Origin of the sequence: Longimicrobium sp., assembly GCF_036387355.1 — a bacterium.
Taxonomy (GTDB): domain Bacteria; phylum Gemmatimonadota; class Gemmatimonadetes; order Longimicrobiales; family Longimicrobiaceae; genus Longimicrobium.
On sequence record NZ_DASVTX010000050.1, the window covers coordinates 1 to 10,570 of the forward strand.

Genomic DNA, 10,570 nt, shown 5'->3' on the forward strand with positions numbered 1-10,570 from the left:
GGCCGCTGTCGCGTCCACGATCAGGGCTTAAACCAACCCGGCGGATGGGTCGGCGCGGGAGGTGAGTGTGGTCCAGCCCCGGGTTGAGCGACTGAAGTCGCCGCAACAACGGCTGAAAGCCTCACGATACTGCTGTGAGGCTGCGCCCGTGCGGGCGATGAGGTCAGTGCCGAACGCCGCCCACGCGCTATGGTCTCCCTTTCTCCCGCGACAGCGGGGGAGAGGGCCGGGGAGAGGGGGCCTCTCCCGACCGCTGGCACTCTCCGAAGCGCACCGAGCCGCCGTTCTCCCCTCTCCGTGCGTCTGTTTGCACGGGGAGGGGCCGGGGGAGGGGCCAACGCGGAGCGTCTGCCGCAGCCGTGAGCAGGCCATGCGGTGCAGCCAGCGAAGCATGTTGGTCGCCGCGTCTCCCGCGACCAGATCCCGTGCCTCCCTCTCGTCCGCTCAGACGCCGCCGGACCAGACCATCGGGGCCGCGCCGGGCCTAACCGCCGCTCCCGATCTACGCCGCGAGGTACAGCTCGGGCTCGTGGTGGCAGTTGTAGCACACCAGCGGGTGCGGCGCCCCGATCCGCGCGCCGGGCTTCAGGTCCAGCGGCTGGTGGCACCGCGGGCACGATCCCCGGAACGACGTCACGCGGAACCGGCCGCGCCAGCTGCGAAACGTCATCAGCCCGCCGATCAGGAACGGCAGCGCGGTCATGAACGGATCAAAGAGCGTGATGGCGAACATGGTCACGGTCCCGCTGATCCACCCCATGCCGAACAGCAGCGTCCTGCGCACCCGCGCCCATCCCGAGGCGCGCACCAGCGTCACGTGCGCCGGCGCGTCGGGGTGGCCGGGCAGCACGAGCCTGGCGTTCACGGGTACGGCGGCCTGCGTTTCCATGCATCCTCTCCGGGATTCGGGTTGTGCCTGCCGACAGCCTTGTCCGGTTCTGCCCCTTCAGGATGCATCCGCGCTCCCCTCGCGAACATCGGGCAGACAGTGACGCGCGAGTAGGGCCTTTCCCCACCCGCCGCGCCGATTCTGTCCCGTTTTGCGCCAAGTGTCAGCATCGCAGTCACTTGGGCGTTACAGTCCGCCGGCGCCGCCCCGGGCCGAAAGCTTGCGTCCGGGGAACGAGTGGCGCGCGGTGGATGACGCCGCCGAGGGAACGCCGGAGCCCGGTGCCGGTATGCCCATCCGCATGGCCGGCGAGGGTTCCGGAGGAATGGACGTGAGAAGATGAAGCTTGTGGCACTCGACATTGTGATCGTGCTGGCGGTGCTGATCTTTGCCGCGCTTGCGCTGGACGGCGCGCTGCACCTGTACCGCCGCGCGCGGCTGCGGCGGCGGGGGGGCGGGGCCGTGGGCGTGGTGATTGACCGGGACGGGCAGGTGCTGGGGCGCTACCTGGACCCGTTCGCCCATCCCTGGCGCGCCGCGCGGCTGCACGGCCCCGAGTCGCCGTGGAGCCCGCCCGCGCGGTGGGGCGAAAGCGCACTGGCGTGGGAAGGCTTCGGCGAAACGGACGAGGAAGCGTTCACGCACGCCAACCGGCTGCGCCGCCGTCACCTGCAGCTCTTCGGCCTGCTGCAGCCCGGCGAGGACGACGGCCTGGCGGACGACCGCATCCTGGAATCGCCGCCGTACCGGTAAGCGCAGACGCCTCGCGCGGAGCCGCGGAGACAAACAAATGAGGGAAACGAAGCCGATGGGGCCTCGTTTCTCTTTCTCGTTTCCATCCGTTTCCGCGTCTCCGCGGAACCCGTCCGTCTCTCCTCAGAACTGCTGCTCGAAGCTCACCCAGAACCGCTCGTACACGCGCTGCGGCCAGGGCCGGCGGCGCCACTCTTCCAGCCGGATCTCGCGCGACTGCTCCAGGTCGCGCTCGAACGTCGCCTCGATCTGCCGAGAGAATCCCCGGTCCAGAATGCCGATCACGCTCTCCTGGTTCAGCTCCTTGGACCGGTTGTCCATGTTGGCCGACCCCACCACCGACCACACGCCGTCCACCACCAGCGTCTTGGAATGCATCATGGTGGGCTGGTACTCAAAGATGCGCACCCCCGCCTCCAGCAGTTCGCGGTAGAAGGCGTGGCTGGCGTACCGCACGAACGGGGCGTCAGTGAGCCGGCTGGGCAGGAGCAGCCGCACGTCCACCCCGGCGCGGGCACGCTCCGCCAGGGTGCGGCGCATGTTCACCTCCGGCGCAAAGTACGAGTTGGTGAGCCAGATCCGCCGCTGCGCACACGCCAGGGTGAGGATGAAGAAGACGCGCAGCGGATGCGCCACGCTGGCCGGCGTGCTGGTGACGTGCACGTGCCGGGTGAGCGCCTCCGCGCCCGGCTCGTCGTGCTCCGAGGGATAGAACGCCTCGCCGACGAGGATCTCTCCCGTGCCGCCGGACCAGAGCTGCACGAAGGAGGACTGGAGGTTGGTGGCCAGGCAACCGCGCACCTCCACCATGGTGTCGCGCCAGTGGTCCTCGTCCTGCGCGTCGCCCAGCCACACGTCGCTCACCGCCGCGCCGCCGGTGAACGCGATCTTGCCGTCCACGATGATGGCGCGCCGGTGGTTGCGCTTGTGAAAGGCCAGCAGCCGCCCCCACGCGGCCGGATTGAAGAACCGCACCCGCCCGCCCGCGGCCTCCAGCTCCCGCACGCGGTCGCCCGGCGCGGAAAAGGCGCCGAACCCGTCCAGCATCATGCGCACCTGCACCCCCGCGCGCGCGCGCTCCACCAGCGCGTCGAACATGCGGTCCGACACCTTCCCGGACTCCCAGATGTAGACCATGAAGTTGATGCTGTGCCGCGCGCCGCGAATGGCCTCCAGCATGGCGGGAAAGATCTCGACGCCGTTGTTCAGCAGCCGCGCGGAGCCGCCCGTCATGGCGGGCGCGTTCACGGCGGAGGTGATGGCCTGCATGAACGCGTCGCTGTCCACCGGCACGCGTTCGGTGACGCCGTAGCGGGCGGGGCGGTTCAGGGCAAAGAACAGGGTGATGAACGCGCTGACGATGGCCATCCCCCCCACCAGCGCCAGCAGGGCGGTCCACCACGGAATTCCCCACAGCTCCATTGCATCAGCGTTCGGGTGTGCGCCCTGCCCACGGACCGTGCTGGATGTGCAAACGCCCGGCCGCATGGCGCGGCCGGGCGTCGGTTCTGTCCGGGATGGAGGGGCGGCCCGTCCGCGTTCAGATGCGCGGGGCGCGGGCGTCGTACGGCCGCGGCTGCGGGGGGAACGGCACCGCGCGCGCGTCGGGCATGCGCGGGGGCGCGGGGGGCGCCGCGTCCGGCTTGCGGTCGCGCACCACCACGGTCTCGATGATCTTGTCGTGGATCATCATCCGGTTCTTGTCCCAGTACACCTGCGCAAAGCCGAGCAGCCCGGTCACCAGCCCGGCCGCGTATCCGCCGAACCGCTCAAACGCGGTCCACAGGTTCATGGGCTGGCCGTTCAGGCGCACCACGCGGATCCCCATCAGCCGCTTGCCGGGGGTCTGCCCCTTCCACAGCGCCACGAACCCGGTAAAGTACAGGCCGGACCACCCGAACCCGATCCCCATCTCGTCCAGAAAGCCGATGATGCGCGACACGATCCCCGTGTTGCGCGCCTTTTCCAGTTCCGCGCGCGCCTCGCCCACCTGCCCGTGGAGAACTTTCGTTTCCTCGCGCAGTTCGCGAAGGCTGTCCGCCGCCAGCCGCGATCCCAGCGCCGGGCCAAGCTGGGCGAGCGCCGCGGTGTCGTTGGACGTCACGGCGGCGGCGTAGGCCGCGGCGAGCGAGTCCAGCCGCGGCTCGGCTTTTTTCGCGGGCGCCCTCGAGGTCATGAGCGAGTCCACCATTCCGGAAAGCCACGGCCGCTCCTCTTCGTCCGCGGCCTCGGCGAACATCTCGCGGATGCGGTCGTCCTGCACCCCCGAGGCGCGCAGGCCGGAGATGACCTCCGGCGCCAGTCGGCGGGCCGCGGCGGGATCATCCTCCGTGAGCAGCCGGGCCATGTTGACGCCCTGCCGCGCCGAAAGGGGAACCGTCTCCCCCGCCGCGCCCGCCCGTGCCACGTTCACGGGGCTGCCGTCCAGCACGCCGTTGGCGAAGCCCTGCGCGCGGTTCCACAGGTTCATCCCCAGAAGAAACAGGAACAGCCCGCCCATGGCGCGAAAGGTAAGGCCCATTCCCCGCCCCATCCACTTTCCCTTCGCGGCGAAGCGCCCGGCGAAGCGGAACGCCACGTACGCCGCCGCGAGCCCCAGCAGCACGCCGCCGCCGGCGTGCACCAGGAGGGAGACGATGGCCAGGTCGATGAGCATGGCCGTCAGGCGGCGCGCTGGCCGTGCGAGCGGAAGGCCCACCAGCGCGGGATCGACGGAAAACGCGTCCGGGTTGATGACGTACGAGGAATTGCTGCGCATCGTGGGGGTCGCGGAACCGGGGCCGAACGGACGAGCACGGCGCTTCCGTACGGGACGGAGCGGCCGCGGGATTCGGGGAGGACTCCAAAGCTAACGCCGGACTGCACTTGCGTCCAGCGTAGGCGAACCCGCGGCGCGCGGCGGGCGCACCGTCAGACCGCGGCGGCCTCCAGGGCGGCGAGGCGCCACACCAGTCCGGAGCCGCCGCGCGCCTCGCGCAGCACGCGAAAGCCGGCACGGCCCAGCAGCGCCCGCATTTCCCCGGACGAGTACATGCGGCGGTACGGCTGGCGGGTGAGGCGCATGCCCGCGTTCAGGGCGCGCATGCGGAGCGGGGCGCGGTTCCAGTCCAGCAGCAGCAGGCGCCCGCCGGTGTGCAGCGCGCGGCGCAGTTCGCGCACCCCGGCGTCCGCGTCGGGCCAGTCGTGCAGGGTGCTGGCGCTCACCACGGTGTGGAACGCGCCCGCCGCCACGGGGAGCGCGGTGGCGCTTCCGGCGGCGAACCGCGCGTGGCCCGCCTTGTCCGCGGCGGCGCGGAGCATTTCGGGGGACAGGTCCACTCCCAGGTACGCGTCCACCCGCGCGCCCCAGCCGTACAGCGCGCGCGCGAGGTTTCCGGTTCCGCACCCCACGTCCAGCACGCGGCCGAGCGCCTGCCCCGCCAGCCAGGGGCGCAGCAGGTTCAGGCTGTCGTGGTTGTACCGCGCCCAGCGAAGGTCGTAGCGCGCGGCGGCCGCGTCGTAGTCGCGGCGCACGGGTGAGGTGGACGGCTGCATTCCGGGTAATGAATGGGATGGATGCGCGGCGAAGCGGACCGCCCCGCGGCCGTCGGGCCGCGGGGCGGAGGCGCGTTCGTCAGGGCGCGCTGGGCGTGCCGGCCGGGCTGGGCGTGGTGCCTTCCGGCACGACCTGGCCGCCGGCGGTGGGCGGGTTGGTGCCGGTGCCGGCGGTGTCTACCGGGGTGCCCGGTGCGGGCGCCGTGGTGGGCGCGGCGCCCATGCCCATCCCCGTCGTGTCCGCGGGCTGGGTGCTCGCGTCTCCGGATCCGGCCTTGGTCGCCGGCCCGGGGCCGTTCTCCGCCGAGGCGTTGGTATCGGTCTCGTCTCCGCCGTCGCCGCCGCACGCGGTCATGAGCAGCGCCGCGAGGGGAAGGGTCATCAGCCGGAATCTCATCGTGGGGCCTGGGTGCGTCGTGGTTGCGGGGTGCGTCGTGGGCGGCGCGGGTTGATGCCGGAATTGTGCCGGGGAAAAGCAGGGAATAGGGAATAGGGAATAGGGAATAGGGAATGGGGAATAGGGGAACGGCAACGGCGATTCACGGGGAGGCGGGGGAAGGGACAAGAATGGTATGGCCCTGTCGTTCTCTCGGCGGCTCGGCGTGGCGTAGTTCCGTACAGATGACCGACGAGAGAGGCCGGGCACCGAGATCGGGGCCCGGCCTCTCTGCATCCACCCGATGACCGCGGTCAGGTGCCGGTGCGCAGGCCTTCCAGGTTGCGGCGGATGAGCACGGCGGCAAGGTCGCGCGCACGGGCCGGCGAGAAGGCCGGGGAGAGCGGGGCCAGAAGGCGCAGCGGACGGCGGACGCGGGCGTGCGCCGCGCGCGTCATCAGCACCGGCTCGGCGGGGTCCAGCGCCGCCAGCGCCGCTTCGTCGTCCGCCAGCACCACGTGCAGCCGCTCGCCCCCCGCCATGCACCGCAGCCGCTCGCCGTAGCGCGGATCCATCACCACCGCCGTCAATCCGCCGTACCGCAGGCGCTCTTCCGCCGCGCGCACCGTGTCGGGGTTGGCCTGCAACACCACGACGGGCACGCCCGGGACCTGCGCTGGCCCGTCCAGCAGCGCGGCGTGGAACGGCGTGGTCACCACCACATCCGCCTCGCGCAGCGCCCGCACCAGCGTGTCGCGGCGCAGGTTCTCGTCCGCGATCAGCCGCTCCGTGCGGAAGCCCCACTGCCCCTGCAGCTCCGTGGTGAGCGCCACCACGTCGTCCTCGGTGCCGTCCACGCACAGGCAGCGCACCGCGGCGCTCCCCGTCCACCGCCTCACCAGGTCCGGGAGCTGCGGCGCCTTGACCTGCATGGCCGCCGCCTCGCCAATGACGCCGGCCAGCCACTCCGCCGTCTCGTTGCTCAGGGGCTCCGCGGCCGGGGCGCCCGCGCCCACGATCACGCCGTGGCGGGTGCGGATGTCCACCACCCCCTCGCTCGCCAGCCGGCGGTAGGCGGCGGATACGTAGCGGTGGTCCTGCGCCGTGTGGCGCGCCACCTCGCGAATGCTGGGAAGCCGGTCGCCCGGATGCAGGCGGCCCAGGTACAGGCCGCTCGCGATCCCCTGCCGGATCCCCTCCACCAGTTCGCCGCCGTGCGCGCCGCCCAGCAGCACGCGCCGCGCCTCGTTCTCCGTCCAGTCCGCCGCGCGCGTGGGCGCGGCGGGGCGCTCGTCTTCCGCCTCCGGCGCGGCGAACATCACCAGCGTTCCGCGCGAAACGCCGTTCTCCCCCGCCAGCGCCACCACGGAACCCGCGAGCTCCAGGTTCTCGCCGGCGCGGGTGCGCAGCGGCAGGTCCACGCCGGCGGGCTGGCCCGGGCGGCTCCCCGCCGCCGCCTCGGCCGCGGTTTCCGCGGCGCCGTCGGGCCCGGGAAGGGGGCGGCCGACGACCTCGTCTTCCTTCCACCCGGTCAGGCGCTCGGCGGCGGCGCTCCACAGCAGCACGGTACCATCCACGTCCAGCACCACCCAGGGCATGGGGATGGACTGCGCCGCGATGCGCAGCGTATCCGCCGCGTCGCCGCGGGCGCCCTCCGACGTGCGGCGCGCGGTGATGTCGCGAATGGTCCAGTGCAGCCCGGCATGCGCGCCCTGCGGGGCGAAGCGCGCCACGCGCACCTCCACCCAGAGCGGCTCCGCACCCCGCGGCGCCAGCTTCATCTCCCACTGCTGCGGGCCCTGCGAGGCGGCCGTGGCCGACAGGCGGGCGCGGAACTCGGCGCGGCTGTCCTCGGGAACAAAGAGGGCCACCGGCTTGCCGCGCAGCAGGTCCGGCCGCACCCCCATCAGCACGCCGCCCGCACGGTTCACGTCGCGGATGGTGCCGCGGATGTCCGTGGCCAGCAGCGCGTCGGCCGCCCCGTCAAACATCTCCCGGTACCACTCGCTGCTGCGCTCCGCCGCCTGCCATGCGTCCGCCAGGAGGCTCTGGTGCTGGCGCAGGTCCTCTTCGGTGACGCGCAGTTCCTCGATGGCGCACTCCAGCTCCGCCAGCGACGTGCGCAGCAGCGCCTTGGACACGGAACCCTCGGCCTGGTCGCGCAGGGCGGCCAGCCGCGAACTCATGACCTCGGCCTGGTGTGGATCGGATGGGTTGGACATGAACTCCCAGCAGTGCGGGGCAACGGAAACCAGCGGGCGGCCGGAGCCGGCATCAGATGTTTCGGGATGCATGCCGGGGGCCACCCCCGTTCTTGGTCGCGCGCGCAAAAGGGGCGCTGCTACACGCCGGGTTCGTCCGTTGCGCAATGGGACCGGGCGGCGCGGAACGGGGGCGAATCCCGCGCCCCGAGATTCGCGAACCGGGTGGAGGAGGCAGGGATGAAAATCGGAATACGGATGGGCGGATGCTGACGCTGATCGAGGGCGGGCGCGTGTACGATCCGGATCCGCGCGGCGTGCAGTCGGTGCTGCTGGCGGATGGGCACGTGAGCAAGGTGGGCGACATTGACCGATCCGCGCTGGAGCGGGTGGGGACGGAGTACCAGATCATCAACGCGCGGGGCTGCATCGTGGCGCCGGGCCTCATTGACCCGCACAACCACCTGCTGGGCGGCAGCGGCGAAACGGGGTTCAGCACGCAGACCCCGGAGTTCTTCATCAGCGAAATCGTGCGCTTCGGCATTACCACCGTGGTGGGAACGCTGGGCGTGGACACCACGATGAAGACCATGGCCGGCCTGCTGGCCAAGGTCAAGGCGCTGCGCGAGCAGAAGCTGAACGCGTACTGCTGGACGGGCGGGTACGACGTGCCGCCCAACTCCATCCTCAAGTCGGTGCGCGAGGACATCCTCTTCATAGACGAAATTATCGGCGCGGGCGAGGTGGCCATCAGCGACGAGCGGGCGCTGGCGCCCGACCCGCGCGACCTGGCCCGGACGGTGACCAACGCGCACATCGGCGGCATGCTGGCCAACAAGGCCGGCCTCATGCACGTGCACGTGGGCGAGAGCGACCGCCGGCTGTCGCCGATCCGCGAGGTGCTGGAGAACTTTGACGTGCAGCCGGACTGGTTCTACCTGACGCACGTGGAGCGCACCGAGGCGCTCATGAAGGAGGCCGCGGCGCTGGCCAGGAAGGGGATGCCCTGCGACGTGGACGTGGTGGAGCGCGAGCTTCCCAAGTACCTGCGGTGGTGGAAGTCGCACGGCGGGCCGCCGGAGCTGCTCACCTGCTCGTCGGACGCCAGCATGACCAGCCCGCGCAACGTGTGGGAGCAGATGCGCGCCTGCGTGCGCGAGCACGACTTCCGCCTGGAGGAGATCCTGCCGCTGGCCACGCGCAACACGGCCCGCATTCTGAAGCTGCACAAGAAGGGCGAGCTGCGGAAAGGCTGGGTGGGCGACGTGCTGCTCATTGATGAAGCCTCGCTGGACATCGTCCACGTGCTGAGCCGGGGAACGTGGATGGTGCGCGACGGCGAGGTGGTGGAGCAGGAGAACTGGCTCAAGGACAGCGACCGTGAGATCCGGCTGCACGGCACCAAGAATGAAAAGAAGGACGACGGCGGGAATTCGTGACGGGCACCGGCCCGGCACCGGGCAAAGACGAGGAGAACGGGATGTCTGACCAGGCGGAGCGGGGGCGGGAGGGGCAGGAGGCCGTGGAGCGGGACGAGGTTCCGCCGCGGGTGGGGCGGCTCCTGGTGATCGGCGGGGCAGAAGACCCGGAGGAGGGGAACTGGAAGATCCTTCCGCACTTCGTAGAGATGTGCGGCGGGGCGGACGCCCGCATCGTGGTGTGCTCCTCGCCGTCGGGAAAGCCGGAGGAGGTTGCGGACACCTACGAGACCATCTTCAACAAGCTGGGGGTCACGGAGGTGTTCGAGGCCCCCATCCGCGACCGGCACGAGGCCGAGGCCCCGGAGCTGATCGAGGCCACGCAGCGGGCCACGGGCATCTTCTTCACCGGCGGCGACCAGCTGCGGCTCACGGCGCTCATCTCCGGGACGTCGTTCTGCGAGACGATCCGCGAGCGGGTGTTCGGGGACGGGCTGGTGGTGGGCGGCACCAGCGCGGGCGCGGCGGCGCTGAGCAGCGTGATGATCATCGGCGGGCGGCAGGACGGCACGGTGCGGCGGGAGGACGTGAGCCTGGCGCCGGGGCTGGGGTACTGGCGCGACACGGTGATCGACACGCACTTCAACCAGCGCGGCCGCGTGAGCCGGCTGATGGCGATCTTTGCACACAACCCCAACGTGATCGGGATCGGCATCGACGAGAACACGGCGGTGGACCTGGTTCCCGGCGACCGGTTCACGGTGGTGGGGGCCGGCGCGGTGATGGTGTTCAACGGCCGGGTGAGCCACAGCAGCGCCCCCGATGCCTCGGACGACGAGACGCTGGCCATTACCGACGCGGTGATCCACACGCTGCCCGCGGGCTACGGCTTTGACCTGCGCACCAAGCGCCCGCTGATGCCGGACGGGGAGACGATCAAGGCGATCGGGCCGTCGTAGGGGGAAGTGCGGGGTGCGGAGTGCGGAGTGCGAGGAACGGAAGTGCCCAGTGCCAAGTGCCGAGTGCCGAGTGCCGAGTGCCTGGGTGGGCTGAGCGACTGAAGTCGCCGCAACAACGGCGGAAAGTCCCCCCAAACGGACGGGGGGACTTCACCTGCATGTGGCGGATGGTGCAGGTGTGCAGGGCGGAGTTCAGCGCGGCCCCCACCCGGGCCGGCACCACCGGCCCACCCTCCCCCAAAAAAGACTGGGGGAGGGTTGATGCGGCGCCGGTTCCGGTGCGAGTTGCGGGTATCCGTGCCGGGGATGGTGTCCTGAGCGGATGAATCCGCCGCTCAAGAAGCGGGAAGCCCCGACTCGTGGCCGCTGTCGCGTCCACGATCGGGGCTTCAATTCAACTGCTTTGGGGTCACGGAATTCCCTGCAAGTCTCCCCTCTCC

General features: G+C 71.1%; 9 protein-coding genes. 3 read left to right on the plus strand and 6 right to left on the minus strand.

What is annotated here, in order from left to right:
* Positions 1-502 precede the first annotated feature (502 nt).
* Positions 503-889, minus strand: a complete 387-nt coding sequence (locus VF665_RS02660) for a hypothetical protein (protein ID WP_331051852.1) — start codon at positions 887-889, stop codon at positions 503-505.
* A 339-nt stretch (positions 890-1,228) separates the two neighbouring features.
* Between VF665_RS02660 and VF665_RS02665 the strand changes: the two genes are divergently transcribed.
* Complete coding sequence (locus VF665_RS02665) at positions 1,229-1,642, plus strand: hypothetical protein (RefSeq protein WP_331051853.1); 414 nt, start codon at positions 1,229-1,231, stop codon at positions 1,640-1,642.
* Between the two features lie 123 nt (positions 1,643-1,765).
* On the opposite strand, the gene VF665_RS02670 is transcribed toward VF665_RS02665, so the two are convergent.
* The 5 genes from VF665_RS02670 to VF665_RS02690 all read right to left on the minus strand — a co-directional run bounded on the left by VF665_RS02670 (position 1,766) and on the right by VF665_RS02690 (position 7,774).
* Positions 1,766-3,064 (minus strand): phospholipase D-like domain-containing protein, encoded by a 1,299-nt coding sequence (locus VF665_RS02670; protein ID WP_331051854.1) that lies wholly within the window; start codon positions 3,062-3,064, stop codon positions 1,766-1,768.
* A gap of 118 nt (positions 3,065-3,182) precedes the next feature.
* Positions 3,183-4,400 carry an RDD family protein gene (locus tag VF665_RS02675; RefSeq protein WP_331051855.1) on the minus strand — a complete coding sequence of 406 codons (1,218 nt, stop codon included), beginning with the start codon at positions 4,398-4,400 and terminating at the stop codon, positions 3,183-3,185.
* A gap of 152 nt (positions 4,401-4,552) precedes the next feature.
* Complete coding sequence (locus VF665_RS02680) at positions 4,553-5,176, minus strand: class I SAM-dependent methyltransferase (protein WP_331051856.1); 624 nt, start codon at positions 5,174-5,176, stop codon at positions 4,553-4,555.
* Positions 5,177-5,255: 79 nt separating this feature from the next.
* Positions 5,256-5,573 (minus strand): hypothetical protein, encoded by a 318-nt coding sequence (locus VF665_RS02685; protein WP_331051857.1) that lies wholly within the window; start codon positions 5,571-5,573, stop codon positions 5,256-5,258.
* Positions 5,574-5,866: 293 nt separating this feature from the next.
* A complete protein-coding gene (locus VF665_RS02690; protein ID WP_331051858.1) occupies positions 5,867-7,774 on the minus strand; it encodes a PAS domain S-box protein in 1,908 nt (635 codons plus the stop codon).
* 245 nt (positions 7,775-8,019) lie between these two features.
* Between VF665_RS02690 and VF665_RS02695 the strand changes: the two genes are divergently transcribed.
* Both VF665_RS02695 and VF665_RS02700 read left to right on the plus strand, forming a co-directional pair.
* Complete coding sequence (locus tag VF665_RS02695) at positions 8,020-9,192, plus strand: amidohydrolase family protein (protein WP_331051859.1); 1,173 nt, start codon at positions 8,020-8,022, stop codon at positions 9,190-9,192.
* A 41-nt stretch (positions 9,193-9,233) separates the two neighbouring features.
* On the plus strand, positions 9,234-10,130 hold the full coding sequence (locus tag VF665_RS02700) for a cyanophycinase (RefSeq protein WP_331051860.1): 897 nt from the start codon (positions 9,234-9,236) through the stop codon (positions 10,128-10,130).
* The last annotated feature ends 440 nt before the right edge of the window (positions 10,131-10,570 follow it).

Excerpts from the sequence above, each read along its gene's own strand:
- VF665_RS02690 (WP_331051858.1), bottom strand. The coding sequence starts at position 7,774 with ATGTCCAACCCATCCGATCCACACCAGGCCGAGGTCATGAGTTCGCGG.
- VF665_RS02665 (WP_331051853.1), top strand. The coding sequence starts at position 1,229 with ATGAAGCTTGTGGCACTCGACATTGTGATCGTGCTGGCGGTGCTGATC.
- VF665_RS02695 (WP_331051859.1), top strand. The coding sequence starts at position 8,020 with ATGCTGACGCTGATCGAGGGCGGGCGCGTGTACGATCCGGATCCGCGC.
- VF665_RS02675 (WP_331051855.1), bottom strand. The coding sequence starts at position 4,400 with ATGCGCAGCAATTCCTCGTACGTCATCAACCCGGACGCGTTTTCCGTC.
- VF665_RS02680 (WP_331051856.1), bottom strand. The coding sequence starts at position 5,176 with ATGCAGCCGTCCACCTCACCCGTGCGCCGCGACTACGACGCGGCCGCC.
- VF665_RS02670 (WP_331051854.1), bottom strand. The coding sequence starts at position 3,064 with ATGGAGCTGTGGGGAATTCCGTGGTGGACCGCCCTGCTGGCGCTGGTG.
- VF665_RS02700 (WP_331051860.1), top strand. The coding sequence starts at position 9,234 with ATGTCTGACCAGGCGGAGCGGGGGCGGGAGGGGCAGGAGGCCGTGGAG.
- VF665_RS02660 (WP_331051852.1), bottom strand. The coding sequence starts at position 889 with ATGGAAACGCAGGCCGCCGTACCCGTGAACGCCAGGCTCGTGCTGCCC.
- VF665_RS02685 (WP_331051857.1), bottom strand. The coding sequence starts at position 5,573 with ATGAGATTCCGGCTGATGACCCTTCCCCTCGCGGCGCTGCTCATGACC.